General features: G+C 45.4%; 26 protein-coding genes. 23 read left to right on the top strand and 3 right to left on the bottom strand.

Features of this window, described 5'->3' with window-relative positions:
• Nucleotides 1-877: 877 nt before the first annotated feature.
• From EGT51_RS11765 to EGT51_RS11665, 21 genes are all read left to right on the top strand, one after another.
• The gene (locus EGT51_RS11765) at nucleotides 878-1,846 is read left to right on the top strand and encodes an ROK family protein (protein WP_225428740.1); all 969 of its coding nucleotides are present in this window, start codon (nucleotides 878-880) and stop codon (nucleotides 1,844-1,846) included.
• 474 nt (nucleotides 1,847-2,320) lie between these two features.
• Nucleotides 2,321-3,406, top strand: coding sequence for an AI-2E family transporter (locus tag EGT51_RS11760; protein WP_135368894.1), 1,086 nt, complete (start codon nucleotides 2,321-2,323; stop codon nucleotides 3,404-3,406).
• A 177-nt stretch (nucleotides 3,407-3,583) separates the two neighbouring features.
• Nucleotides 3,584-4,276 carry a 2,3-diphosphoglycerate-dependent phosphoglycerate mutase gene (locus tag EGT51_RS11755; protein ID WP_125575731.1) on the top strand — a complete coding sequence of 231 codons (693 nt, stop codon included), beginning with the start codon at nucleotides 3,584-3,586 and terminating at the stop codon, nucleotides 4,274-4,276.
• Nucleotides 4,277-4,399: 123 nt separating this feature from the next.
• A complete protein-coding gene (locus tag EGT51_RS11750) occupies nucleotides 4,400-4,651 on the top strand; it encodes a hypothetical protein (protein ID WP_135368893.1) in 252 nt (83 codons plus the stop codon).
• Between the two features lie 261 nt (nucleotides 4,652-4,912).
• On the top strand, nucleotides 4,913-5,656 hold the full coding sequence (locus EGT51_RS11745; RefSeq protein WP_135368892.1) for a hypothetical protein: 744 nt from the start codon (nucleotides 4,913-4,915) through the stop codon (nucleotides 5,654-5,656).
• A gap of 165 nt (nucleotides 5,657-5,821) precedes the next feature.
• Complete coding sequence (locus tag EGT51_RS11740) at nucleotides 5,822-6,703, top strand: hypothetical protein (RefSeq protein ID WP_135368891.1); 882 nt, start codon at nucleotides 5,822-5,824, stop codon at nucleotides 6,701-6,703.
• A 256-nt stretch (nucleotides 6,704-6,959) separates the two neighbouring features.
• On the top strand, nucleotides 6,960-7,955 hold the full coding sequence (locus tag EGT51_RS11735) for a hypothetical protein (protein WP_135368890.1): 996 nt from the start codon (nucleotides 6,960-6,962) through the stop codon (nucleotides 7,953-7,955).
• Between the two features lie 310 nt (nucleotides 7,956-8,265).
• On the top strand, nucleotides 8,266-9,537 hold the full coding sequence (locus EGT51_RS11730; RefSeq protein WP_135368889.1) for a DNA polymerase: 1,272 nt from the start codon (nucleotides 8,266-8,268) through the stop codon (nucleotides 9,535-9,537).
• A 2-nt stretch (nucleotides 9,538-9,539) separates the two neighbouring features.
• On the top strand, nucleotides 9,540-10,028 hold the full coding sequence (locus EGT51_RS11725; protein ID WP_135368888.1) for a hypothetical protein: 489 nt from the start codon (nucleotides 9,540-9,542) through the stop codon (nucleotides 10,026-10,028).
• 12 nt (nucleotides 10,029-10,040) lie between these two features.
• Nucleotides 10,041-11,669 carry a DNA primase family protein gene (locus EGT51_RS11720; protein ID WP_135368887.1) on the top strand — a complete coding sequence of 543 codons (1,629 nt, stop codon included), beginning with the start codon at nucleotides 10,041-10,043 and terminating at the stop codon, nucleotides 11,667-11,669.
• Nucleotides 11,566-11,874, top strand: a complete 309-nt coding sequence (locus EGT51_RS11715; RefSeq protein WP_318531320.1) for a helix-turn-helix domain-containing protein — start codon at nucleotides 11,566-11,568, stop codon at nucleotides 11,872-11,874. The genes EGT51_RS11720 and EGT51_RS11715 overlap by 104 nt, the downstream gene beginning before the upstream one ends.
• A 209-nt stretch (nucleotides 11,875-12,083) precedes the next feature.
• The gene (locus EGT51_RS11710; RefSeq protein ID WP_135368885.1) at nucleotides 12,084-13,082 is read left to right on the top strand and encodes a tyrosine-type recombinase/integrase; all 999 of its coding nucleotides are present in this window, start codon (nucleotides 12,084-12,086) and stop codon (nucleotides 13,080-13,082) included.
• A gap of 188 nt (nucleotides 13,083-13,270) precedes the next feature.
• The gene (locus tag EGT51_RS11705) at nucleotides 13,271-13,861 is read left to right on the top strand and encodes a DUF1643 domain-containing protein (protein WP_135368884.1); all 591 of its coding nucleotides are present in this window, start codon (nucleotides 13,271-13,273) and stop codon (nucleotides 13,859-13,861) included.
• A complete protein-coding gene (locus EGT51_RS11700) occupies nucleotides 13,851-14,975 on the top strand; it encodes a tyrosine-type recombinase/integrase (protein ID WP_225428742.1) in 1,125 nt (374 codons plus the stop codon). Before EGT51_RS11705 ends, EGT51_RS11700 begins: the two co-directional genes overlap by 11 nt.
• A gap of 14 nt (nucleotides 14,976-14,989) precedes the next feature.
• Nucleotides 14,990-15,370, top strand: coding sequence for a Mor transcription activator family protein (locus EGT51_RS11695; protein ID WP_225428739.1), 381 nt, complete (start codon nucleotides 14,990-14,992; stop codon nucleotides 15,368-15,370).
• 2 nt (nucleotides 15,371-15,372) lie between these two features.
• Complete coding sequence (locus tag EGT51_RS11690) at nucleotides 15,373-15,900, top strand: zinc-ribbon domain-containing protein (RefSeq protein WP_135368883.1); 528 nt, start codon at nucleotides 15,373-15,375, stop codon at nucleotides 15,898-15,900.
• A 4-nt stretch (nucleotides 15,901-15,904) separates the two neighbouring features.
• On the top strand, nucleotides 15,905-16,507 hold the full coding sequence (locus EGT51_RS11685; RefSeq protein ID WP_135368882.1) for a hypothetical protein: 603 nt from the start codon (nucleotides 15,905-15,907) through the stop codon (nucleotides 16,505-16,507).
• Between the two features lie 74 nt (nucleotides 16,508-16,581).
• Nucleotides 16,582-16,905 carry a hypothetical protein gene (locus EGT51_RS11680; RefSeq protein ID WP_135368881.1) on the top strand — a complete coding sequence of 108 codons (324 nt, stop codon included), beginning with the start codon at nucleotides 16,582-16,584 and terminating at the stop codon, nucleotides 16,903-16,905.
• 80 nt (nucleotides 16,906-16,985) lie between these two features.
• Nucleotides 16,986-17,297, top strand: a complete 312-nt coding sequence (locus tag EGT51_RS11675) for a hypothetical protein (RefSeq protein ID WP_135368880.1) — start codon at nucleotides 16,986-16,988, stop codon at nucleotides 17,295-17,297.
• A gap of 291 nt (nucleotides 17,298-17,588) precedes the next feature.
• Nucleotides 17,589-17,864, top strand: a complete 276-nt coding sequence (locus tag EGT51_RS11670; RefSeq protein ID WP_225428741.1) for a 2,3-bisphosphoglycerate-dependent phosphoglycerate mutase — start codon at nucleotides 17,589-17,591, stop codon at nucleotides 17,862-17,864.
• Between the two features lie 242 nt (nucleotides 17,865-18,106).
• Nucleotides 18,107-18,358 carry a hypothetical protein gene (locus EGT51_RS11665; protein WP_125575839.1) on the top strand — a complete coding sequence of 84 codons (252 nt, stop codon included), beginning with the start codon at nucleotides 18,107-18,109 and terminating at the stop codon, nucleotides 18,356-18,358.
• Nucleotides 18,359-18,451: 93 nt separating this feature from the next.
• Here the strand turns inward: EGT51_RS11665 and EGT51_RS11660 are convergent, their stop codons facing one another.
• Nucleotides 18,452-18,655: a hypothetical protein gene (locus EGT51_RS11660; RefSeq protein ID WP_135368878.1), complete on the bottom strand. Its 204-nt coding sequence runs from the start codon at nucleotides 18,653-18,655 to the stop codon at nucleotides 18,452-18,454.
• A gap of 595 nt (nucleotides 18,656-19,250) precedes the next feature.
• Between EGT51_RS11660 and EGT51_RS11655 the strand changes: the two genes are divergently transcribed.
• Nucleotides 19,251-21,131, top strand: coding sequence for a DUF5776 domain-containing protein (locus EGT51_RS11655; protein WP_135368877.1), 1,881 nt, complete (start codon nucleotides 19,251-19,253; stop codon nucleotides 21,129-21,131).
• 108 nt (nucleotides 21,132-21,239) lie between these two features.
• Here EGT51_RS11655 and EGT51_RS11650 read toward each other — a convergent pair whose 3' ends face one another.
• Both EGT51_RS11650 and EGT51_RS11645 read right to left on the bottom strand, forming a co-directional pair.
• Nucleotides 21,240-21,602 carry a hypothetical protein gene (locus EGT51_RS11650; protein ID WP_225428738.1) on the bottom strand — a complete coding sequence of 121 codons (363 nt, stop codon included), beginning with the start codon at nucleotides 21,600-21,602 and terminating at the stop codon, nucleotides 21,240-21,242.
• Complete coding sequence (locus EGT51_RS11645) at nucleotides 21,599-21,865, bottom strand: AbrB/MazE/SpoVT family DNA-binding domain-containing protein (RefSeq protein ID WP_135368876.1); 267 nt, start codon at nucleotides 21,863-21,865, stop codon at nucleotides 21,599-21,601. The genes EGT51_RS11650 and EGT51_RS11645 overlap by 4 nt, the downstream gene beginning before the upstream one ends.
• 369 nt (nucleotides 21,866-22,234) lie before the next feature.
• Here EGT51_RS11645 and EGT51_RS11640 point away from each other — a divergent pair, with 369 nt between their 5' ends.
• A complete protein-coding gene (locus EGT51_RS11640) occupies nucleotides 22,235-25,519 on the top strand; it encodes a KxYKxGKxW signal peptide domain-containing protein (RefSeq protein WP_135368875.1) in 3,285 nt (1,094 codons plus the stop codon).
• The last annotated feature ends 258 nt before the right edge of the window (nucleotides 25,520-25,777 follow it).

Genomic DNA, 25,777 nt, shown 5'->3' with positions numbered 1-25,777 from the left:
TTTTCCTCGCTTTCAATTGGTTTCGACGACTTGATTGTAGCACAGAGGTGATATGCCTCTTTTTTATACAAAAATGGCGTCGATGGAGTTCTCCATCAACACCAAATATCATAGAACCCAAATTTGCCGAGCTTGCCTAACCCTTCACATAGTGTGGCAGTTCAGTTTTTCTGCGGTCGAAAACGGTCGTGGTTGAACGATTGGGGTGCGTGGCCAGGTGCTTTTGGTCGGGACCAGCCGACGCGGGTGAAATTAGATTGCCCGTTAAAGAGTTCAGTCGATTAAGTAAGAAACCTTACCTTTTACAACGTTTTGAGGTAAAAACTTGACATGTAAGGTAGGTTAGTAAACAAATCGGTTAATCAACTGAGCGAGCAAATTGCTAACGGATTTCGCCATTTTCGGGCCGCAAACCCGGTCATAACGGCGCTTTCCCGAAAATTGACCGAAAAATCGTCCAGAAAATTCGCGAGTCATAATCCGAGCACTATTTGTTAAGAGGAATTACTATATAGTTAGAATCAGAATCTACAAGGGGGGTTAGGTAACACGGCCCCACAATATGCGGGTGAGCACCAACCTTGGGGGATGGGGCAACCTAAACTGATTTGATTCCCGAATCACCACAAGCTATTGGGGGAGCAGTGTTACCAAGAAAATTATGATTATCAACAAACACATTATGCGCACCACCAATGAAAAACAGGTTTTGCAGCAGATTGTGAATGCTGGCCCAATTTCGCGGAGCCAGATATCACGAAATCTTAGTCTGAATAAGGTAACGGTCTCGGATATTTATAGTCAGTTATTACACGAAGGGTTGATCCGTGAGGTTGGTCACGGTGTCAGCACCCGGAATGGCGGTCGGAAACCAGTGATGGCATTGCTAAACGTGGGGTATGGCTATGTTATCAGTATTAACATCTTGCGGTCGCGCTTCTCGATGATCACCTGTCGGTTGGACGGGCGTTCTGAGAATTATGAAAGCGTGTCGACGCGCAACGTGGACCTAACCTCGGTCTTAGACATGATCGATGAACGCATCAATCACACGGTCTCCGCTAGTCCTAACCGGTTGCTCGGAATTGCGTTTGGTCTGGATGGCACGATTTATGACAATCAAATCTTGGGGGCGTCACTGAAAGGCTTTAAGAACTTTGATTTGGCAAAATACTTCAGTGATAAATTTCAGGTCCCCGTTGTGTTGGAAAACTTAGCCAACGAGTCCGCTATTTATGAACGGGACTTCGCGGGCGAAGGCGTCTACCGTAACTTGATCTCGGTAACGATCCGTGACCAAGTGGCGGCGGGCATTGTGACGGAAGGCCACCTCTACCGGGGCCACAACGGTGAAGCCGGCAATATCGGCTGTTGCCCACTGGCGGACCGGTATCAAGAAGATAATACCGAGACCGTGAACCATTACGTTGCGGAGGGCAATGTGCTGCAACGGATCATGGCCTATCAACACTTAGACCGCGTCGATGTGAACCGGATTCGGCGGGACTACTTAGGTCACCGGCCAGAACTGCTGAGTATTTTGGATGAATTTGCCTACTACCTGGGCAAGGTCTTGGGCAACCTGTCCAGCACGTTTGCGCCGGATGCCATCGTGGTCAACGCACCGATTCTGGAGCTATTGCCGGAATTGATGGACCAAGTACGGGAATACGTGGGGCAAATGGACATTTGCCGCAAGGCCCCGTTACTCTTGACCAAGAACTCCAAGGAAGCGTCCCTGCTGGGTGGCGCTTCGGCCATCATTCACCGCGCCTTAGCGTTGGATGACCTCCAACTGACTTTTGGCAATCAACGGTCGGCAGTATTAGAGGAAGTTGAATCGTAACTTAGGATGGAAGCCTGGGCTTGGCACCTGGGCTTTTTTGTTGCCTTCGGATTGGTTAAAATTGCCGCCTCCCGTCCGCTAAATATGAGGCTGGAACGCGGTGGGCGGACCGGTCGAGCCATAGTGCGGTCTCGACCTCGCTTTGAGCCGATGACCCGCGTCTCAAAGACGCCAGTTTCCTAAGCGGCTAGGGACATGCCGCTAAGGAAACTCCCACGGCTGAGCTCATATTTAGCGGACGTCCGGCTACGATTGTGGTGGTCAGCAGCTTAAAATTCCAGCGACCGGCCGTATCCATAGTTGGTGGCACATGCTGATGTGCCGGCATTCGGCCAATTCTTGGGGACGTCATCTATCGCAGCAACAGTGAACCGTTAGTCTAATTTCGAATTTTGACCGAGATTCACCGAAACTATTAGGGATTTAGCCGAGATACGGTATAATAAAGCTATTACGAGATGGAGGAATTTATCATTGAGTTTATGGCAACGCTTCGTTGAAAATATTCGGCTCCGGCGCTTTACCGTGCTGGCGTTGATGATCTTTGTGCTCTGGCTGATTCGCGCGGAAATGAACATGATTCTGCTGACGTTTATTTTCACGTTTTTGGTCCTGCAATTAGTTAAGGCGATTCGCAAGGTCGTCAAGCTGCCGCCAGCACTGATCGTGACGGTCACCTACGTCGTCGTGATTGGCGCGCTCTATTGGGCGGTGACCACGTATCTGCCGCAGATTCTGAATTCCTCGATTCACGGGATTGAGAACCTGTACAAGTTTTATCAAAATCCGAAAAATAACAGTAATGAGATTATCAGTTATGTCACAAATTATATTCAGACGTCCGACATCGTCAATCAGCTGCAAAACGGAGCCAAATTGGTTCTGACCTACGTGTCGACGATTGGCTCGTTTGGGGCCACGGTGTTCATGTCCATGATCTTGAGCTTCTTCTTCACGATTGAAAGTAAGCAGATGGGTGAGTTTTCCAAGCGCTTCTTGACCAGTACCTACGGGTGGTTCTTTCAAGACATTAACTTTTTTGCCACGAAATTTGTCAATACTTTTGGGGTCGTCTTGGAGGCCCAATTCTTCATTGCCTTGTGCAATACCGTGATTACCACGATTGTGCTGGCTATCATGGGGATGCCACAACTGCCGACGCTGGCCATTATGATTTTTATTTTAAGCCTGATTCCCGTGGCCGGGGTCATCGTGTCCATCGTACCGTTGACGATTCTGGGCTACTCCGTGGGTGGCTTCCGCTACGTCGTGTACATTCTGGTCATGATCGTTGTGGTCCACGCGCTGGAAGCCTACGTGCTCAATCCCAAGTTCATGTCGAGCCGCACCGAATTGCCCATCTTCTACACGTTCGTCGTGTTGTTAGCGGGTGAGCAACTGTTTGGTGTCTGGGGCTTGATCGTCGGGGTGCCAATTTTCACATTCTTCTTGGATATCCTGGGCGTACGACCGGTCCATGGCCTGCATCCGGCGCCACACGTCGACGTGAAAAAATTGCGGGAGATACGCCGCAACCATAGTCAAAATAACGAGAAATAATCGCAGTTACCTAACGGCCGTCCGGAAGATGGGGATGGCCGTTTTCGTTTGACCAGCTTCTCAGGATTCTCACAGAAGAAAACGATTACATGCAAAGAACCGCACAATTTAGCTGAAATCCGCGGCTAGATGGTGTAAAATGACAAGGTATTCTACGACAGAAAGAGGTTATAAGTGATGGCAAAATTAGTATTGATTCGCCACGGCCAGAGCGAATGGAACTTGGCTAACAAGTTCACTGGTTGGGTTGACGTTGATTTAAGCGAAAAGGGTGTTGAAGAAGCTAAGTCCGCTGGTCAAAAGATCAAGGAATCTGGCTTGAAGTTCGACTACGCTTACACGTCAGTTCTGAAGCGGGCCATCAAGACGTTACACTACGTTTTGGAAGAATCCGACCAACTTTGGATTCCAGAAACCAAGACTTGGCGTTTGAACGAACGTCACTACGGTGCTTTACAAGGCTTGAACAAGAAGGAAACCGCTGAAAAGTACGGTGACGACCAAGTCCACATCTGGCGTCGTTCTTACGATGTCTTGCCACCACTCTTGGACGCAGACGCTGAAGGTTCAGCTGTTAAGGATCCACGTTACGCTAACTTGGATCCAAACATCGTACCTGGTGGGGAAAACTTAAAGGTTACCCTGGAACGCGTTATGCCTTTCTGGGAAGACCAAATCGCACCAAAGCTGCTTGACGGCAAGAACGTGATCATCGCCGCTCACGGTAACTCGCTGCGTGCCCTTTCCAAGTACATCGAACGGATCAGTGATGATGACATCATGAACCTTGAAATGGCAACCGGTGAACCAGTTGTCTACGACTTCGATGACAAGTTAAACATGACTAACAAGACGAAGTTGGGCAAGTAATTCTCAACTGACTCGAAGCCGCCTCGTTTGTGGGGGCGGCTTTTTCGTGGGAAAAAATGTCACTAGCGGTCACTAGCGGGGCCACTAGCAACCGAAAATTTAGATGAGAGAAAAGAGATTGAATTGGCAGACAAAGAAGTATCACAGATTGAAATGATGAAGATTATCGCCTTGTTCCGCAAAGAGGGGTTCAAGGGTGAATACGAAGATTTCCAACGCGTCAGCGGCACTGACCGGGAATTTTTCGTGGTCATGAGCAATGAACAAGGTATCAAGGCTCTGTTTCGGGCAAGCTTGATGTTGAACTCCGTGGCGTTCCAGTATGTGTTGGACGACAAGCATACGTTTGTGACTAAGGATGACGAAGCTAGCTAGTCTTTAGTGTGTCGTGAACTGATGAGCAGTTATCCACGTTATTAAGACAAAATACTGTCAGACCCAATCAAAGGGGCTGGCAGTATTTTTTTAGACTTGTGAAGAGAAAATTGATGGTTTTTCACACCATAGATGAGCTCAATCAAGGAAATGATTTGTGGCGTTTACAAGGAAGATGGCCATATATTCATGCCTTGTATATATAGTGTCATTTAGTACAATTAAACTGGTTTAAATTTTACCTAGATGGAGGTTTTTTAGATGAAAAAGGGATTGTACATATTAGCAACGACTGGTGTTGTTTTAGGAGTAGTGGCATCCTCGATTTCATTACCCGATTCTGCGTCAGCTAAGACAAAAGCAGCCAAGGTGATTAAGACAACCAGCTTGAAGAGAACTGCGTATCAGACTACTGGTGGCTATATTTATACTAGCGCTAAGCTCACTAAGAAAAAGTATAATGCTGGAAAGTATCTAAGCACAAAATTTTATGCAACTAAGTCATCGAAAATTAAGAAGAGCAACGGAAAGAAAGCCTATTATTACTATGTGACAAGCAGCAATAAGCGAATTAAGGGATGGATTTGGAAAGGAAATCTTCAGAAGGTTCAGCAGTACGCCCAGGCTAAGAAAGACGTTGCTGCTATGAAGAAGATTGTGTTGAATATGACGCCACGAGCCCAGAAGTACATTATGCCGCAATTTGATAAATTATCTTTAAAACATGCCTATTCAACTGAAAATGCTCAGAATAATTTAGCACAGGTCTCTGTCAGAATTGCAGCTGAGGTCTACGATGGCAATCAAGCTGACGTTGCTGGCGGAATCGCCGAATATCAGTTATTCTCAGGACGGTTTAGCTCATCAATCAATCGGAATTTACAGCGGCTGTACGCCAAGTACTTGGACTCTGTAAATGGTGGTGATCCATTCAATACGCAACGGGTTCAGGCTACGGAACTTGCAAGGGCCATGGTAGATCCGATTGATGGGTTGCAGAAATAGATGCGGTTGTTAGTAGCTTATTAGCTATCGCGTTTGGTGAAATTGGTTAGTTTGAGTTCAATTAGCTAGCATGCTTAAGGCAAGTTGAAAATGTGCTAGTGGATTCAGAGAGTGGGAAAGTGTGTTGTAGCTTTGATTGAATAGAATTAAAGTAGGAGCAGTGACATGAAAAAAGAGATGCGTATTATGATAGTTTTGCTAGCATGTGTGGGGAGTTTATGGATATTAGGCAACGCATCAGCATTTGCTTCGACAAAACTTATCAAGATGACAGAGCCATCGTTGGTTAAACCAGTTCATCTCAGAGTTAGATATCTGTATGATACGGATTATGGATATCATAATGGATTAGAACATAGGATGACATTCCGTTACTTGACATGGAAGAACAAAATCAGTAAAAGGTATGCTAGTCGCGTGTTTTATGTATATCGCAAAGCAATTTTTAGACAGGGAGGAAAAAAATCAGTTTATTATTACGTGGCTGATAAGGATAAGGTCTTTAATGGTTGGGTACATCGTTCTAAGGTTAAGAAAGCCAAAAGCGTTGGGTACATGAAAGAACTCAAAAAAGTTTATAATATTGTAAGAAATAATGCTACCACGTGGTCGTTCAAACGAGCTAAACTAATTTTGGGAGATACTAGTCCTTCATATCCGTATGGTGCTAAGAGGTATTCCCATAATTTAGGTGGTGGCTATGGTTTACTACCTGACGTTGGTATTAGTAACGTTTCAGATATTGTTCCTCAGTTGGCATATGGAATGCAGAAGAATCATAGTCTGGGTTACGCAGAGCCGCCATTTGATACAGATGCAACATTAAAGAACGGTAAAACGATGTTATTATTGTACCGTTATTATCAAAAACGTAAACCTAACTTTAAGATTTTAAGCGCTGATGAATTTGAGACAGGCATCAGCAATCCGGCAACATTGATTCGGCGTGAGACAGAGACTGGTTTCGAGACAGGGAACATAGCATTCTCATTTACGGAGGAACTCAGGGGTAGAATTCATGCATTGAATTTTGAGTACAACGGATGAATTAATTTTTGGATGACACGTATACCTTTGTGACTAAGGATGATGAAGCTAGCTAGTCATTGAAACTTAAAAAGAGTAACCAACAGACCCAATCGGTTGTTTGGTTGCTCTTTTTCGATTCTCCCCCAGTGTCCCCATGTCCACCATTCGGGGGAGTTGGGGGTGGTTGGGGGAAGAAAATGGGCTTGTGTACAAGAGGAGGCGCGAGTATCCTTAATGGAAAAGCCCAAGGTGCGTCGAAAGGTTAGTGGTATGTATGCAGGAGATAAGTATTAATAATGTACTTAAGGGAATTGTAGATATTGAAGTTCACGGTGAGGAGGATGAACTAGGTAAGAATCTGATGGAATCGCGTCGTAAAAACCGCATTGTTCGCGATACATTTTTGAAACTAATCAATGATGAAAATTTTTATGAGCGGTCAGTGGAATCAGGACTATTAAAAGAGTACTCGAAATGGTTAGAAGACACATTCAGTATCAAGGGTCCAAATAAGTTAAAGCCTAAACTTAACAGACCAGGTTCTACTTTTTTAAAGCGACCGCATAAGTGGACTAGTGAACAATTGATAGCGTTTATCATCGTTGCATTTTCTTCAGATATTTATAATAAAGAGCTGAGGTTAGATGAAAGTAGCGAAAAAAAGATATCGCTTAATAATTTGATAATGCGATCAATGGGATTGGGTCAGCCTCGAGCAGGAATCAATAGGTTAAATATCGGTTCGTTAAAAAGAAGTGGGTTGAAACGATTTGTTACTGATTTAAATGGAGACAATGCTCAAGTAGTACATGAAAGTTCGCAAGAGATAACTCGTCGAGGAAATATGCTGGCGGAATTTATTTCCAGTGAATTTAAATATGGAGATACCAATCCAAAAGAAGTGTCGATTAACTATCGAGATATTAAAGATGACGTAATCGTTGACCATTCGGGCCATGGATTACAACTTTATCCGTATCATAGTGACCCCGGAAGCATCCATGTTTTAGAGGGGATGCTTAATGCGGCGATAGATCCAATCGCTCCCAATGATGTTTTTGAAAGGGAATTCAAAAGTTCCAAAGAATTGACTAATCTAGTTTTGAAGAAAGTAAGTAAAGTGGAGAGCCTTATTGATTATTCGTCAGATGCCTCTAAGGTTGTAAAATTAGGCATTAATTCACGTTTAACAGCTGCGCTAGATGAGCTAACCAATGCTGTAGCAATATTACAGGAGGAAGAGAAACGATCTCAAGGCAAAAAAATATAAAAACTATGAATTGCCGATATATGTAGTCTCATTGAGCATTTTTACGCCTGTTTCCGTAAACAGGCGTATTTTTTTTGCTTTTGAATGCAGTAATCTAAGTACATCAAAGCGAGATGGCGCGAGTCATTAAGCAGCAACACCTAATATTTGTGCGTATCAAAGCATACGTGAGTGTAATTGAGGGGGCAATGGCTATGTTGGCTATGCAATCTTGATTGTTACTCGTCAAAACCCAGACTTTAGCGAAGCGCTTTGCTGAACAAAAATTAGGTATGTTCTTTGATAATTTAATTAAGAAAGGTGTGACTATATGGTTACTAATGCCAGTCTACCGGTATCAGCTATCGAAAGAATGGCCTTTCTAAAAGCGGGAACAATCAGAACGTCTGAGGAGTTGTCGCGGTGTGAGAATTATATTCAGACTACAGGAATGGCAGTCGCTTTTGAAGTTCAAAAGCGTGTCAATCCAATTGTTGAGTCCATGAATTATACATCGCTTGCATTAGATTATAAATCATGGATATCTGAAGGGATATTGCCCTGGGCCTCTAAAAGAAAAATTATTCTTGATGAGATTCAGAAGTATCTTCATATGGGTATGTACTCAGTCCAAGATGACAAACAGATTGCTGAAAAGGCCCGTCTTAGGGGGATTATGGTTGATTCACTAGGTACTCAGTGGCTAGTGAATCACCGACACGATGATCCAGTAATCGAATTTCTTTTAGAGAAGCGAAATGTGGACCAGTTCCTGAAGCGGTTTGTCACAGATTTACCTGGTCCAGATAGTTCTGGGGTATCTTTGCTAACTGGTAAGTGGGATGCGTATTCTTCCTTCAGTGGAAGAATAGCAGCAAGCCACTTGGCTATGACCGGACTCCCTAGGGCTATGCGAAACTACTATGTGGCTCCAAATATAGATGGTAAGAAGGCTGTCTATGTAAGCTTTGACGAGTCTCAAATTGAGTTGAGGTTATTGGCGGGATACGCTAATTGTACGAAGCTGTTGGCGCAATTGCTTTCAGGTGAAGATATTCATCGTTATTTTGCTAGTAGGCTCTTTGGGGTTCCCGAAGATACCGTGAGCGAACAAATGAGGCGGTTATCTAAGAAGATAATCTATGGAACGGTCTATGGGGCCGGTTCAAAGCGTCTTCATGAAATCTCGGCTAAGAGTGGTTTCAAGGTAGTGATTTCACCTGGAGAGTTGTTAAAACAACTGTATCCTGAAATGCTATCGGCATTACGGCGTTTCCGCCAATCCGACGTAATTTGGTATGGTTTGCAGCCAACTAAGTTTTCTCCAAGGATTGGAGATACAGAAATCCCACTACCAACTAAGCAGAATCTAAGTATACAATCAGCGTCTTCAATGCTACTGAAACAAGCATTGGTTCGTCTTCCAGATGATATTCGTATCGTCAATATTATCTATGATGAAATAATTTGCTGGTGTAAAGCTGATGAAGTCCCATCAGTATCCCGGCAAATTCGCAAGGCTTATGAACTTGCAGCAACTGATTTGCATTATCAGATACCGCTTACAAAGCTTATTAAGACACAAATTTTAGGAGGAAATTAATTATGAATAATGATTATTTAGATTTAAATGCATTGATTGCGCTAAAGGAAGGCGCATATCAAGATTGCACGCTAGTTAGAATCGATGTTACCCGAGAGGGAAACGATGGCCTCAAATATTTGGAGCTAGTCTTTAAGATTCAAGGACACAATGTTGTTGACAGAGTATTTGGTAACAACAGCCCTCGTCTGCAAGCTCTAATTAAGAGCCTGATGCCATATGTTCCAAATGGCCAACTGAATCTGTCAACTTGGCGTAATGTACGCTGCAACCTTAAACTTAAGAATTATGTCAGTGGAGGAATCGAATATCCACAAACGTTCGATTGGGACTGGATTAACCCCTCTAATGAAAAGGCGACCACCGCGCCCCACACTTCCCCCGATACGCCGGTGACCTCAACTAGTGCCAAGATTCGTGAGGAAATGTTCCGTGCCGATGCAAACGACAATGATCCGATTAATAATATCGGTATTGAGACATTGAATTAGGAGGATCTACTAATGAGTGAAAGCAGAGCGTTAAAAAATCCGCGGTTAAATTACATTCGTCGATATGTCAATCCTAGTTTTAACTTCAGTGATACGAATAACATTGGGGATAAACTACGGATTAGCGCATTTCGAAAATGTGATTGTCAATCTGACCTATTTGACAATGAATTCGGCTTTATGGGGAAGTCAATTGAAAAGGCCTGGAGAATGTACATGGACTCCGAGAGAATGAACGAGAAAGAAAATGATCTTTCCATTGGTGAAGCAATTAGCAGTTTCGGGTTGCAGCTCCTTCAAAGAGAAGCTCAGATGCTTTCCTCGTCCCAGGAGTCGCTGATGATTAATCACGAAGGCATGGCGAAGTTACTCTTAAGAGTTTTTGCTGTTACACAATTAGCAAATAAACAAGGCTTGTTGATCTATGATTGGCATAAGAAGTGCTACGAATATATTGACGACAACGATGTCTTGCGCAAGGCCATCGCGGCACTACTTAATACCATTACGGTTGATGGCTGGACCAGCTATACGGAGACTAGAATATTGGACCTGGTAGGCCACTCATTGAAGCCTGTTGCACTGTCTAGTTTTGATACCAAGTACAGTAGCTTCGGTGGTAAGCTCTTGAACTTAGAAACGTTGGAGGATGGTGGTGATGCCGATCCCGACAAATTGGTACTACATTACTCTGATGTCATTCTAGATGAAACGGCTCAGTGTTCAAAATTTCAAAATTTTTTGGACGAAGACTTACCGGACGAAATGAGCCAGAAATTCTTACAAGAATACACCGGATACTTACTCGACCCTACTAATAAGGCACACGCCTTTCTCATTATTCATGGCTCAGGCCAGAACGGAAAATCGGTTTACTTGGGGCTGATAACTCAGTTATTAGGCTCAGATAGCGTCTCGGCCAGTAATATCGAAGCCCTTGGCAGAAACTTTGGACTGTCACCGTTAGTGGGGAAACTGGCTAATATCAGTAATGAAGGCGAGGCTGTTGACTTCACGACTGCTGAACTTAAGGCTATAACCTCTGGTGATCCTGTGCAGGTAAATCCGAAGAATCGTGACATGTTCTCAGTAGTTTTACGGACGAAGTTCATCTTCAGTACGAATAATTTACCGACTACTACTGATACCTCTGAAGGATTTGTTCGCCGATTGAATATTTTGCCCTTTAGTATCCATATTGCCAAGGATAAAGTTAATCCCAATCTACCTAAGGAATTAGGGCAAGAGCTGTCGGGTATCCTAAACTGGGCCATTGCTGGTCTTCGGCGGCTTCGTAGTAATGATTATAATTTCACAGAGTCGAAAGAGATGCAAAAAGCGAAGGCTCATTATGTCCTCAATAATCAGCCCGTACGAAGATTTGTTAAAGAGTGCTTTTTACCTAGTAATGGAAGTAAAATCGCTTTCAGTGATCTGCGGGCTGTGTACGCTGATTGGCTCAAGGAAAATGATTTGGAGGATGTGGGGACCCTTGATAAGCGTGTCTTCTTAGAGAAAGTAAAGGCGGAAGTAAGCAATGTTTATAATAAAGAATCAGTTGTTGTCAACATGCACGGCCATCGAAAGGGCATTGCTGGATATCACATTTCTATTGAAGGGAGTAAAGCAAATGAGAAATAGTATCGACGGAAACACGTCAAGACTACTAACTATATCGAAGGCGGCTGATATGCTAGGCATTTCGCCTGATAATGTGAAAGAACTTCTCCTAGATCCGGAGCTGCCCCGAATGAAATTCGACCATGGGAAAAGAGTACGGCTACCCCAAAATGAATTACTGGAATATGTCAAGAAGCGTAGTCGTAATTGGTTTGATTATTGTTAAGAGAGTCTGGGAGCGTCCATCGATGGCGCTTCTTTTTTATAATCGAAAGGGGTTGTCTAAATATTTCACGAATTATCAAGAATCCGTGTAAAGGCAAGCACGCTAAGCCTTGGAAAGCTGAATTCAGCCAGGGTAGCGGTCACCACGGTCGTATTCGAATTAGTCGTGTGTTCGATACCAAGCACGACGCCCAGGAATGGCTGGCTGAGATGGTAGCAACCCATTCAAGTAGCCTATACTTTAATCAAAATATGTTATTATCTTCGTACTTGAGTGTTTGGTTTAGACTGTTTAAGAAGGACGTCGCTCCAGCGACCAAGTCCACGTATGATGCAACTAACAAACATGTTCAGCGGTATCTGCCAACGGCTACGTTGGCAGAGTTGACTCGGCCAGTCATGCAGGGATATTTCAACGCGTTAGGTCGGAACCACTCTGCTGAAACTTTACGCAAGGATCTCGTCCATCTTCGCGCAGCCTTAGCCGATGCTGTATCAGATGGGGTCATTTCTCAAAATCCAGCTCAACGAATTAGACTGGTTGCCAATGCTACTCGTACGCGCCCTGAAGCACAGACACTCATGACTAAAGCGCAGTATCAAGCTGTGCGTGACGAACTGATGGGTCAGAAAATTAATAACATGACGCAAGCGCCGCTGATGATTCTGATGGTTATCTGCCAGACAGGTCTACGGGTAGGTGAGGCCCTTGCCCTACGTGAGAACGATATAAACAGCGAAAAAAAGCTACTTCACATTGATGAGAGTGCTGATACTCTTAATCAAGAATTGCGACCACCTAAGACGCCACACGCGGTGAGAGACGTGCCTATGACTTCGTGGCTCGTGGAAGCGCTTGATTCGTGGAAGAGAAAGCACGATGCTTGGTTGACTGAAGCTGGTATAGCCAACCCCAAGAAATTACTCTTTCTAATGGATAATGGACGGCTTCCACGTGCTACTGGAATCAATTATCGTTACCATCGGCTTCAGCAAGAGCTAGGCTTCGAGACCTTGTTTAGCACTCACACATTGCGACACTTTTTGGTGTCACAGATGATTCAAGATCCTAACATCACGCTGACCTATGTTTCCCGATTCTTAGGACACAGTTCAGAAACGATTACTCAGCGATATTACCTAGGGCTTATTCCTGATGAGATTGAAGATCAGCAGAGCCAAGTAGCTAACGTAATTGCCGACATCTAAAAGGTTTTATATTTTGAGCCACTTAGCCCACCTGAATCACCTGCTGAATAGATAATAATTATAAACATATATTATCAATATGAATAACTACTGAAGCACCTACAGATTGTAAATGGCTGTAGGTGTTTTTTAGTGGCTAAGGTGGCCTAGGTGGTTATGAAATAAAAATTATTTGGAGAGTGATACGTATGACAGCAGCGACAGACGAACGCAAGCATTTGTCCAAAGCAACGATAGAGATAACGCAAAAATCCAAGGGTGAGGATGTCTATTGGGTAAAGCAGGTTTGGGATACGTCCAAACCCATCGTATTGGTTTTAGCTAACTATCCAGCTAGCCACGGCCTACTGGAACAAGACCTTACGGGAATGCTCATTAGGAATGCTGCGCTGGAAATGAAGACGTACGGTGGGGTAATTATAGCTAACCTATTTACTCGGTCAGTGAAATGGCCAACCAACAAGAGCTTGTCTGCAGCATACGCTGAGGACAGTATGACAGAGCTAGTGAAGGCATGCAAAGAAGCGGACCAAGTCATCGTGGCTATTGGCTCGTTACCAGATCGTTCTGAGGTCGCCTTGGCCCGGGTGAAAGAGTTTTGGCAGGCTGTGACTGACGAGCAAATGTTCAAGAAAATCTTGCTACTAGTCAATGGACAAGGGAAGCCAGTTCATCCATTAGCCATCCGCAATGAACAATGGCAGTTTTCAGCGTGGCGAACGGATTGGATGAAGACAATCAAGAAGGGAGAAGATCCAGTTGAGTCGAGTGTTTCCTAATCCAATGAAGGGCGGTAAAGCTTATAAGGCTGAGTTCACGATTGGCTCAGGGTCGAGTAGGCGCCGAAAGACGAAAACATTTGACGACCAGATACAGGCCAAGAAGTGGCTGCATCAACTACAGGTTGACTTTGATACGGGGACTACGTTTGAGATGGCAAACTGGAAGTTTACTGACTACTACTGGCATTGGGTTCAAATGTACAAGGAGCCGGTGGTCAGCCCTAATACGTTGGAGACGTATCGCGTAAGTTACAATCATTTTAAACAGTTTATGGGCAACGTGACCGTTGAACAACTCAATCGGGGCAAGCTACAACACTTCTTAAATATATTAGGAATGAGCCACGAAACAGCGCGTAAAGACCTCATGCATATTCGGGCCTGTTTACGCGATGCCGTTATTGACGGTGTCATAGCCCGTAACCCGGCCCAGGGTGAGTTGAATATCATTGCGGACGCTAGTCTAACTAAAACAGACGATAAGAAATTCATGGCGATTAGTGAGTTTAAGAGGGTGAGAGACTACCTCTTAAACTATGACTATCAGATGTATGACATCAATCGACTGGCTATCATGATCATTTCTCAGTCGGCATTGCGTGTGGGTGAGTGTCTGGCACTGAAGTATGAAGATATTGACTTGCTACACAACACCATTCGTGTGGATGAATCCTGGGATAGTTTCCATTACACGTTAAGAGTACCTAAGACGCCACATGCGATACGGACAATACCCATTCCACCTAAAGTCTCGTTAATTTTACGACGGTGGATAGCATTTCATCGTCAGAGATTGTTTCAGCTAGGGATCGCCAACCCACAGCATTTCTTACTGTTGAATCGTAGAGGTGTATTGACTCGGGCGGCTAGTATCAATACGTCCTACCATCAGTTACAGAAGAGGTTGGGAATTGAGCCGAAGTACAGCACACATACATTGCGGCATACACTGGCTAGTTTGATGATTGCCGATAAAGGCATCTCCATCAACTATATTTCTCATTACCTAGGACATGCTAATACGATGGTGACGGAAAAATATTATATTGGTCTATTGCCAGAACAAGTTGAAGAATTTGACAATCAGGCATTGCGTGTCATTAGCGAATAGAAAGATAAGGACAAATGGATGGCAGAATTCAAGGAAAGGGGATGGCCAAAGTGCTGTTCCGAAAGGATGATGACTTATCTAATATTAAGGCTAAAGGTGGTGAGGGTGAGATGGGCGATAAAATTGAGGTAGCAGCATTGCATCACTTCTATCGAGGGCTTAGTGAATTGGTCGGGGTAGAGTCGATGCTAAAAATCTATCAACAGTATAAAGGCATGCAAATGACGATACCAACGCATTTGTATGACAGGAAGTTAGCGGCTGAGAAAGTAAGGAAAGAATACAACGGGCAAAATCAACAAGAATTAGCTAGGAAGTATGGCTATTCTCAAAAGTGGATTCGTCAGGTAACGCGAGAGAATGGTAATCCAAATCATAACAAGGAGCTGTTTTAGGAATGAAATATTGTGTGAAATGTGGTCACAAATTAGCCGAGGGTGCGAAGTTTTGTCCGTCATGTGGTACGCCGGTAGCAACTGTTCAACCAGATTCAACTGAAAGTAATAGTCAACATCAGGCAGCAACAGCAACGACTGTATCAGAATCATTAAACGTAGATTCAGTGAAGGAAAGTCAAACGGATAGCACAAGTAGTGAAGGGCCTCAATCACAGCCCCAATTAGGATTTGTTGGTAGCATTCAGTACATTATGCAACATGCCTTTGAATTCAATGGAGGAGTACCTGAAAGTCGCAAGTCGGTCTTTTGGTGGGGATTTTTAGCTGTTTACCTATTGAATTTTGTAGTTATCTCTCTCCCAGGTATTCGTGAATTGTTCGTTTGGTTATCTGCAATTCTGTTGGTGTCAGCTGCCATGCGACGTTTAGACTACATTGGTAAGAACACTGGAATTGCCTGGCTAATGATGATTCCATTAGTCGCAATCTACCCTATGATTTTGATGTTCTTTGATAAGAAGGAGTAGGCCAATGAAGAAAAAAGATATCATCGCATTAGCGATTGCGGCTGTCATTGTTGTTTTTGGTGGGGTTATGTTTGTGAAAACTCAGGTGGCTGTGTCCGAGAATCATTTAGCAGCTAACATCACAAAAGCTGTTCAGAATAAAGATGGAGATCTCTTCTTGAAGCAGTTCTCTAAAGATCAGCAAGACATTAAGTTTAGTGAGATTGGTGCTAAGAGTGTTGTCACAGACATGCATAATAATTCCACCGATTCAATCAGCGAGATTGGTAAGATTATTGTGGATGGCCGGCATGTAGCTGGAACTAAAGTAACTTATCACTTCAATGTTGAAAGTAAGAAGGTCTTGGGCCTCTTTAATAGTTATTACCTCACGACTCGTAAATCACCAGTCAAGTTGTACAATTACACGGGTTACGGAGATTCTATGCAGGTTAAAATAACTGATGGCAAGGATCAGACGATTACGAAGCGTGAGTTGAGTAGTGGCCTGTTCCCTGGTAAATACAATCTAGATGTTTCTACAGGCGATTATGAAGGCGCATACTGGGTGCACGGCAGTGGCGATGGTGACACAATCGATTTGGAAATAACTAGTGATGATTATTAAAAAAGTTAATTGAAAATATCGCATGGTGCCCTAGTGGTGGCCATGCGATATTTTTTGTTTGGAGGAGAATTCAGATGTTGAAGTCTTTACAGATTACGAAATTAGATGCTGATTTGTCGGGAGAAGATATCGATAAGTTGTATCATTCTTTTCAAAATGTATATGGAGGACGAGCTGAGGATTTGAGTGCTGATTTCGTAGTGGGAATTCAACTATTGTTGATGGAGTCAGGAACGGCCGCATCAAATGTTCTATTCCATTTTTCAGGAGTGGCATATCTGTATATTTGGGTTGGAAGAAATTCAGATGGTACCAAAGATTTTATAGTCACTGGTAGACGAACGGAGAGAGCTAGGTGGCAAAGAATGACTTGCGTTGTGGAACCAAGTATTGAGTGACGGCACCGCTAGCTTTTATTGAGTTAGCGGTTTTTTAATAGCTTGGATCATAGGGAACATAGAAAAAAGGGAGTGACTGGATGATTGATAAAGAAATGTGGCGCGATTGGATTAGGTTGAAAATGGTTAGTACTAGCCAGCGTAGTATTCCATTCAATGTGGCTAGTGAGGCCTACCTGCTGGGACGAGATGAGTTGGATGAAAACTTACTACCGGGAGAATTAGAGCGTGAAGAGCTACCCCGGCAAGTAGTGGTTTATATGTATGGCACCTGCGACAACGAGGTGTTGGGCTATATCATAGCCAGTGAAGAACTTGATGTGATGTACGTAGCAGGCGTACTGGTTGACGGTAAGCTTAGTTGGGCAGAGCTAGGCGGTGAAATTGAATGAAGGTGGATTGGTACCTGGTGAAAAGGATTTTATTGAAGATGGGTGCAGCTGTGATTGTGGAGTTGGTCCGAGTTGTGGATATGCAGGCTAAGGAAGCTCGGAAAAAGTATGCCTGATTAGATTGGGAGAATGCTGAGTGCTGTTGTGGCGCTCGGTATTTTTTTTGCAACTAGATGAATGAAAAAGCTTTTGAAATAAGTCGTAAAATATTCTATTTTCGCTCTATTTAGATAGAGTATTGAATTCCTTGGTTGATATTTAATTGGTTTATCTTGTCACTAACTGGCAACTATCCAGAGAAAAGATAGTTACGAAATCCAGTCATACCAACGGGTTTGGCACGTCGTGATTAGTACATTCTGGGAAGACCAAATCGCACCAAAGCTACTTGACGGCAAGAACGTGATTATCGCCGCTCATGGTAACTCATTACGTGCCCTTTCCAAGTACATCGAACGGATTTCCGACGATGACATCATGAACCTCGAAATGGCAACCGGTGAACCCGTTGTCTACGACTTCGATGACAAGTTAAACATGACTAACAAGACGAAGTTGGGCAAGTAATTCTCAACTGACTCGAAGCCGCCTCGTTTGTGGGGGCGGCTTTTTCGTGGGAAAAATTGAGAGTGTGGCGAAGAGCGATTAGGCAGTGAGCATTAACGGCAGTGGGCGGATTAGCCAGCATGGCTGATGCGACCGCTGGGGTTAAGCGCAACTGGCTGCTCGGTAGCTGCACGTTTAGTCACTAGCGGTCACTAGCGGGGCCGCTAGCAACCGAAAATTTAGATAAGAGAAAAGAGATTGAATTGGCAGACAAAGAAGTATCACAGATTGAAATGATGAAGATTATCGCCTTGTTCCGTAAAGAGGGGTTCAAGGGTGAATACGAAGATTTCCAACGCGTCAGCGGCACTGACCGGGAATTCTTCGTGGTCATGAGCAATGAACAAGGCATCAAGGCTCTGTTTCGGGCAAGCTTGATGTTGAACTCCGTGGCGTTCCAGTATGTGCTGGATGACAAGCATACGTTTGTACAGGAAGACGCGGACGCTAGCTAATTTTAAAAAGCACGGTCAAACTCTAAAGTAGGAGCTTGACCGTGTTTTTTAATGGCCTAATTGATTTTTACACTGGTGAGTTCGATTTTAACTTTACTCAACAGTAACACCTAAGGCTTTCAGAAAGTCGTCTGCACTCTGTGGTTTTGACGTTTTAAGAGTTCCGGCAACAGCCTGGTCAATAACAGATTGCGTTTCTGGTGAAGCATCGTCTTCGCTTAAATATTGATTGGCTAACCTCTTGGCCTCCATGACCATGTATTGGTTGAGACTGAGCCCAAATTCTGCGCGCACCATTTTTCAGCATTCTCCTTGTCATAAGGGTCTAGCGTGATTTGCATTCTTTTCTTGTTCATTATTGGCCACCTTATTTTTGTTTGTTGATGCTTTCATTGTGCGGTATTGGTACTCAGAATTCAATACATTTGCATGCACTCCTCACTAAGCGCTTCAAAGCGTGTCGGATGGCAGCCAAACTTTGTGCAAAAGCTGCGGACGCTAATTTTAAAAAGCACGGTCAAACTCTAAAGTAGGAGCTTGACCGTTTTTTTGTACAATATTTTCCGTTTGACATTTTTTACCCAAAGTCACCTGACAATTGGCTTGGGAACAACGCGTCGACTAAGCCAGGAACATGCACAGGATAGGGCGAGTGCGGCACGCCAATCCCATCATCGAGAAATAACGTGGAGACACTGACAGTGCACCTGGTTCACGTCCAGCAGACAAGTATGACAATTAGCCACACAAATTATTAGCATAAACTATCAAATGCAAAAATGAAAAATGCACAATAAAATCAATCCTATTTTTGGTTAAATAAGTATACCAAGTGTGATAAACTAAAGGTGTCATAATGACGACTATAACTTGTTTTAGGGAGGGAAATCTCTTGAAAAGAAGATGCGTTACATACTTACAAATCAGCCTAATGGCCATTTTATTGATTGCGACATTTTGGCTAGTGTGTCCAACCACAGTAGGTCATGCGGATACTGCTGCGGATATCAATCCGGTTACCCAAAAGCCAATTGCTCTTTCAGACCGGCTAGATGATCTCTTACCCCAAGGTGACCCTAACGCTGATATTGTGCGGGCGGCCTTGGAAAAATACAACATACGTAGTGCGAGCGGCAGTGGGGAACGTATTATCAATGTCACCGATAATAAGATAATAATGAAGGACCTTGTAAATCTAGAATTCTCAATTTACATTGACCAGCCGATGACCGACTACACGCCGTTGTTGCGGATTGCCAGGGGCTTGTCCGGGCTGCATCTCTACAATCAGTCAGCACTTAAGTCAACGGACATCGCTACGATTACCAAGGCCATGATGAGCAATCGCCTGACCAATTACAAGGGAGAGGTTGTTTCCTTTCCATCGGAGATCGATTTTTCTAAAAATAACTTAGGCAATTCAGAATTTGCGACCTTTGTGCACACAGTTCAGGCGAACCTCGACTTGACGACTAGGGCGATACTCAGGCTGGGGTTTGCCCAAAATCGGGTGACTGATTTTAGTCCGTACTTGACCTATAAGCAAGCTTTGCTAAGCGAATCCGAGAATCAACAGTTTTCAGCCGCCAATCTGACGCTTGCGGCCCCATTCCAACGGGAACACGGCAGTATCAGGCTCCCCGATACCAGTGCTGTGAAATTGGTCGGCAATACGCTCACGGTTCCCTTTGCGGCTTTTCCCGAAAATAAGATTCAGATGCAGCAAGATCCCAACCAAGAGGTGCCCACGGTGATCGGCTACCGGATGGATCATGGCGAGCCGGATTATTTTGACGACCCCCAAAATGTCCAAACCCACGTTGCTGCTAATCGACATCAAGAGAGTCAAGAAGGGGTGGCCCAGGATCAGGATGGCTTTGAAGAGTCATATGGGCTGGTTATCGATCCGGAATACCCCAGTGTCGAACTGGGGAGCAATGACCTGACGCTGGTGAATCAGTTGGATGCGCAGCAACCGGTGACCAAGTATGCGACGCGGTTAAGTACGGGCGAGCTAGCTGAATTGAAACAGCTGGCCCAGGGCGCTCCGGAGTACTTTACCGGAGAGCTGTCCGACCCCGATACCTTACGAATCACCAACGTACCAGCTGGTAGCACGTCGGTTAAGGTTCGCGTGCTGTATTTTGCGGTTCCAGTTTCTAATTCTTCACTCAGCAGTGTTTTCTCCTACGCGCAAACGTATCAGATTCCAATCCCCAAGGAAACGACCGGTAACGCGGGTGCTTCAGGGGAAACGACTGCCCCTCAGCCGCATCCGGTAGCCCCACAACCGGACGCTGTGACCTCGCGACCGGCCAAGGTAACTCAGAAGCTGGTCTGGTCCACGCGCAAGATTGGCTTGTATCGGCGACCAACTTTTACGACCAAGAATCGCTTGCGCTGGTACCAGAAGCAACCTCGCATCAAGCGGCCAATGTTTAAGGTCATTGGTTATGCCCGTTCCAAGCATGGCGTGTTGCGCTATCGCGTACGCGAGGTCACCCCGGGGGCTGCCGGACGCAAGGGCTACATTACCGCGAGAAAAGCCTTCGTCGACCGGGCCTATTACCAAACGACCGCCAAGCGAATCAAGGTTCTGAAGGGACTAAACGGCTATCGAACCACGGACCATTTAGGTAAACGGGCCCACTACAAGAAAGGACAGATCCTCCGGGTAAAGCAGCTGGTCAAATGCAAGCTGACGGCGCGTTACCAGTTGACTAACGGCCAATACGTCTCGGCGGCAAAGCGATTGGTTCTCAAGGTGAAATAGGTTAGGCAGTGAGCGCTGAGCGGACAGCCCGTTTTTGGCAATTGACATGGCGACAGTAAAAAATACGGTTAGGCGTTGTTGCGGGCCCAGCCGTATTTTTACTGTCAGTTAAGTTAACGGGTGACTATTTTTTTCGATGAAAGCCGCAAGCTTGAGCATTTCTTTTTCAGTATCTTTGGCGAGATTGGCTTCCATGACTAAGTCCTTCGCTATTTCTTTCGGCAGACTCAGCTGGAACCCATTAAGCTTAAGGAAAAGAAACATGCTCAAGTAAGCTGTCCGTTTGTTACCGTCAAAAAAACGTGTTTTTTTGTGATTTTTTGTAGCATGCAGGCCGCCTTTAACCAAATGGTTGGGTAAAGGCGGCCTGGGGCTGATTAACAATGGCATCAAGTCCGTTGTTGTCAGCGATACCAATAGTACCTTCACCCGCACCGGTGATAACGCGCCGGTTGACCATGGTAAGTTCATCCCGTGTTAAATATCTCATAGCTCTTTAAGTAAATCCATGACGCCCTTATTTTCAGCATAGGCCTCATTGAGAAGTTGTTTAAAGTCATCACTGACAGCCATCCGGGGCTCTTCTTGCTTAATGATGACAGATTTTGAAGCGGGGTCGTACTTAACATTAATTCATCACCAGGTCGAACATTTAAAGCCCGACTGATTTCCTTGTTCAAACGAATGGCGTCGGAATTACCTGATTTGAAAAGTCTTGTTTTAGCTTCTAACATGAAATAGCCTCCGTACGTACGTTATAGTATCTCGTATATACATCGAAAAGGGAAACGTCTGTTGAGGGGGGAGCTAGTTTTTAGTCAACGCAATCGCGTGCATTAGGGATTGTGGCGGAAAAGGAAAATGGTTGGTAAAGTCGATTTATTAACACTATTTATTATAGTTCGATAAGCCAGAAGTGGTACCAAGTCACTAATATCGATTTCTCCAGTTATCTCATTTACAGGATACTCAGTTTTGGGTAAAAGCGATTACCTAAAAGGCGGATTGCTAAATGGGATTAACCTTGTTATACTTAAATTAAGTTTATCACAAATGAATCAAGTTGGTCATTTCACAGGCAAATATATCAAGGAGGAGTCCTCATGTATTTCAACCGGCATCAAATGGCAAACGTACACTATAAAATGTATAAGGTGGGTAAAAATTGGGCGGTAGGGTTGATTGCCGGTGTGGCCGTGACGGTCGGGCTGGGGATGGGGCAAGCGATGCCTGCCGCGGCCGCTACTAACGACCCACCGCAAGCGGAATTGGCGGAGAACGGTGCAGACAAGGTGGCGCCAGCAACGGTGCCAGAAGCCACGGAAACTAACGAAGAGCCGGCTGAACCGGTAGCTGAGCCGAAACTAGAAGATACTTATGATGATGCGCAGACACAGGTTGATGAGGCTAATGACAAGTCGGCGGCCGTCAACGAGAGTCAGGAAAAATTGCAGGAGTTGTTGGAGCAGACGGATTTGACTTCGCAAGCCGATTGGCAGAATCAACTGCAGAAAGCCTTAGATGACTACCAGCAAAATGCAAGCGGTTTTAACGACGCGGCCACAAAGGCCCAAGAACTGATCGATGCTTACCAGGCTAAGATTAACGACACCATCAAGGAGCAACCCAACGCCGTCAAGGAAGTTACGCATCCGGACGGCACTACCGGAAGCGATTATCAGCAGGCCGTCACGGATTTTCAGGCTAGCGTGGCTGAGCAGGTAGCAGCGGTACAAGACAGTATCGCCAACTATAAAATTTCCGTTAAGGTTAATCAGGTTGGTGCGGATTTGACCGATGCGGCTGGTGAGTTAACAGCTGCCCTCAAGGATTTTACGATCACGGATGAGGATCTACAAGGCTTGAAAGAAACTTATGACGATGCGCTTACGGCGTATAATTCAGCCGTTGCGGCATATAATGACCAGACAGGTGGCGACATCGCCGTTATTAAATCAGAGGATATTGCTGACTGGGACCAGGTCTTGGCCGACCGCCAAGTTCAACGGGCCTACGCCGCAGCTAACGCCCGCTATGAGGATATTTCCGCAGCGATTACGACCTATAAAAATGCGGTTGACGGTAGTCGAGAAGCCATCAAAGCCTATAATGACGCGTTACGGGAGCTATCTAAGACGGTGGATAACACGGATCTGAAGACCAAGCAACAGGCCATTGTGGACGCGATTGATCAGGTGGCTAAGGCGCAAAATGCCTACAAGGACTTCGTGAACAGTGAGGCTAACCAACAAATCATTCAGGCTTATCTGACAGCAATTAATGAGCAGTCCTCCGACCTGGCAACCTACCAGGCAGCCTATGAGCAACTCAACATGGGCAAAGAAGCGATTTTAAGCGCTGCTAACGCGGCATTGGCAAACTTACAGGGACAGTTAGTAGATTGGCAGGAAACGTATCAAGCGTATCTGGACGCCGTAATTGCGGCAGAAGCCCAATCACTACCCGACTTTGGGAACCTGGCGACTGCAGTTGAAGACCAGCAAACGGCCGTGGCAACTGCGATTGACGTACTGATGACGAGCCAGAAGGATTATCAAGCCGCGTTAACCGCTTATCAGCAGGCACTAACGGCCAGTGGCCAGGGCACGCAAGCTAGTGATAATAAGTTGCCAGATTTGTCAGCATTGCGGCAGAGCTTAGAGGCAAACCAGGCCAGTCTAGCTGCCGCTGAGACCTTGGCGGCGGATTTCCGACTGCAACAGCGTTTGGCCCGCCTGAATACAATCATTGACGTCATCAACGGGGAACAAGCCATGTTGAAGACACTCTACAATGCCGCTTTTAAGGCGGATACGTGGTCAGTCTTAACCCAGAGTTTTTCGGCCATCGGTGATGACTTGGCTAACAAGGCAGCTGATTTTGCACAAGCGATTAATGGGGGAAATGGTGAGTTGAGTTACGCGGACTTGCTGGCTGCTAGTTCGGATGACGATGCCTATCCAGCCGCAGAAGCCGTCGCTGACCGGTACCAGGGTTTCGCTGACAAATTGACGGCATTTAAAGAGACCTATGACAAGTTTGTGGCAGAGCTGGCGGTGAGTGCACCGGATGAAGCCAATAATCAAGCCATCGCGGAGTCTATGAGAGATCCCAAACGCCTCTCGACTAATGGCTGGACGACAGGAGTGGAGGATGGAAGCGATTTTGATTATACTTCGGGCATGAGTACTGTTTCTTTAAGATTCTACTTTGGCGATAATTTAAATTATTTCTTAAACCCCGCGTATGATCATCAGCTTATTTTTCAGTCTTATCAGAATATCCTTTTTGACCATACTCCCGATTCGGGTAGCAACGACTTAGAATTTAAGTTTAGAGAAGGAGAGTCCGCGGAAAACGGCGACGTCCCTCTTTACGCGGTATTTAGTTCGGAGAAACGGGCTGAAATTGAAGCGGTGTTGCGGAGCGTGGGACCTTACTGCAAAAATTCCAAAGATGATGACCAAACGTATTACCTTACAGGATTTTGGTCGTCTGGTCTGGCTAAAAGCGAATCGGGAGGCTGGTCTGGGCAGAGCTTTCCGCAAGGTGAGGCTGAACGCCAAGATTTTTACGTGTTTACCAGCCTTGATCCGATAGCTGAATTTATGGATCTATTGACGGGGACGACACCAGATCCAGCTCATAATCAGAACTATTACTTCATGTATACAGCATCCCCGAAAATCACAACCAACTTCGTTGACGACGACGCTTTACCTGAAGTAGCCGAGCTGACAGCTGAAATTTCGACCCCTGATGAGCTGAAGACGGCTGATGCGCCAGTGGTTTCAGCGCCAAATGGGGTGGAACAGGGGACGATAACCTTACCGGGTGGTGCGCAGGTTGAAACGGAAATTTCGACCCCGACCCTGCCGCAGGCGCCGACGGTCACGCTCAATCACATTCAAGAGCCCGCCGTTAATCCGGGAACGCCTGGCGTAACGCCAACTGATCCCGGCGATACCCAGTCGGAGAACCCGGACGCCGGTCAACCGGATGTGACGCCACCATCTGCAACAGCAGACGAAGGGGCTCCCGCAACGACGCCTATCAAGGTCCCTGGCAATGACACAGTAGCCAACGGCGAGGTGCAGAAGTTAGGCCTGATGGCAGCTGGTGTCAAAGTCCACCAACAAGCGACGAGTGGTTCAGACCAGCCAGTCACGACGGGGTGGGCTGGCGACCAACAGGCCGGACGTATGGCCGCAAATGATGTTCGTTCGGCCGGGGCCGCTGATGCGTTGGCCACGAAGGCTAGCAATTCTGCAGCAACGTCCTTGCCACAAACCGACGAACAGCGGTCGGGCCTGGCAGCCTGGATTGGCAGCTGGTTGTTGGCATTGGCCGGCGTTTCGCTAATCAAACGGCGGAAGAAACAAGACTAGCTGGCCAAACCTAGTGTTGCCATACGTGCCGACTGGTTGGTTGTGTTGGAAGGCTAGTGTTAATGTGTAAAATACGGTTAGACTCTACGGGAGAGCCTAGCCGTATTTTGGATATCGGTTAAGTTAGTGGATAGCTGTACATTTGAGTGTCAATGTTTGACTATACTCCAGTAGCGCTGTGGGTGGTGCTTTCGGGTGGTGTGACCTGGCTGAGCGCTTCAATTATTGGAGCTTAAACGTTTTTTTATGAATAGAGGA

Source organism: Levilactobacillus suantsaiihabitans (assembly GCF_004745505.1).
In the GTDB taxonomy this organism is placed as follows: Bacteria; Bacillota; Bacilli; order Lactobacillales; family Lactobacillaceae; genus Levilactobacillus; species Levilactobacillus suantsaiihabitans.
The sequence above is the reverse complement of the archived record's forward strand: the minus strand, read 5'-3'. Positions and strand labels throughout refer to the sequence as shown.

Coding starts and splice junctions, on each gene's coding strand:
- EGT51_RS11685 (WP_135368882.1), top strand. CDS start 15,905: ATGAAGAAAAAAGATATCATCGCATTAGCGATTGCGGCTGTCATTGTT.
- EGT51_RS11645 (WP_135368876.1), bottom strand. CDS start 21,865: ATGTTAGAAGCTAAAACAAGACTTTTCAAATCAGGTAATTCCGACGCC.
- EGT51_RS11705 (WP_135368884.1), top strand. CDS start 13,271: ATGACAGCAGCGACAGACGAACGCAAGCATTTGTCCAAAGCAACGATA.
- EGT51_RS11765 (WP_225428740.1), top strand. CDS start 878: ATGGCATTGCTAAACGTGGGGTATGGCTATGTTATCAGTATTAACATC.
- EGT51_RS11710 (WP_135368885.1), top strand. CDS start 12,084: ATGGTAGCAACCCATTCAAGTAGCCTATACTTTAATCAAAATATGTTA.
- EGT51_RS11745 (WP_135368892.1), top strand. CDS start 4,913: ATGAAAAAGGGATTGTACATATTAGCAACGACTGGTGTTGTTTTAGGA.
- EGT51_RS11740 (WP_135368891.1), top strand. CDS start 5,822: ATGAAAAAAGAGATGCGTATTATGATAGTTTTGCTAGCATGTGTGGGG.
- EGT51_RS11650 (WP_225428738.1), bottom strand. CDS start 21,602: ATGAACTTACCATGGTCAACCGGCGCGTTATCACCGGTGCGGGTGAAG.
- EGT51_RS11730 (WP_135368889.1), top strand. CDS start 8,266: ATGGTTACTAATGCCAGTCTACCGGTATCAGCTATCGAAAGAATGGCC.
- EGT51_RS11680 (WP_135368881.1), top strand. CDS start 16,582: ATGTTGAAGTCTTTACAGATTACGAAATTAGATGCTGATTTGTCGGGA.
- EGT51_RS11675 (WP_135368880.1), top strand. CDS start 16,986: ATGATTGATAAAGAAATGTGGCGCGATTGGATTAGGTTGAAAATGGTT.
- EGT51_RS11695 (WP_225428739.1), top strand. CDS start 14,990: ATGGATGGCAGAATTCAAGGAAAGGGGATGGCCAAAGTGCTGTTCCGA.
- EGT51_RS11660 (WP_135368878.1), bottom strand. CDS start 18,655: ATGGTGCGCGCAGAATTTGGGCTCAGTCTCAACCAATACATGGTCATG.
- EGT51_RS11720 (WP_135368887.1), top strand. CDS start 10,041: ATGAGTGAAAGCAGAGCGTTAAAAAATCCGCGGTTAAATTACATTCGT.
- EGT51_RS11725 (WP_135368888.1), top strand. CDS start 9,540: ATGAATAATGATTATTTAGATTTAAATGCATTGATTGCGCTAAAGGAA.
- EGT51_RS11690 (WP_135368883.1), top strand. CDS start 15,373: ATGAAATATTGTGTGAAATGTGGTCACAAATTAGCCGAGGGTGCGAAG.
- EGT51_RS11735 (WP_135368890.1), top strand. CDS start 6,960: ATGCAGGAGATAAGTATTAATAATGTACTTAAGGGAATTGTAGATATT.
- EGT51_RS11755 (WP_125575731.1), top strand. CDS start 3,584: ATGGCAAAATTAGTATTGATTCGCCACGGCCAGAGCGAATGGAACTTG.
- EGT51_RS11715 (WP_318531320.1), top strand. CDS start 11,566: ATGTTTATAATAAAGAATCAGTTGTTGTCAACATGCACGGCCATCGAA.
- EGT51_RS11640 (WP_135368875.1), top strand. CDS start 22,235: ATGTATTTCAACCGGCATCAAATGGCAAACGTACACTATAAAATGTAT.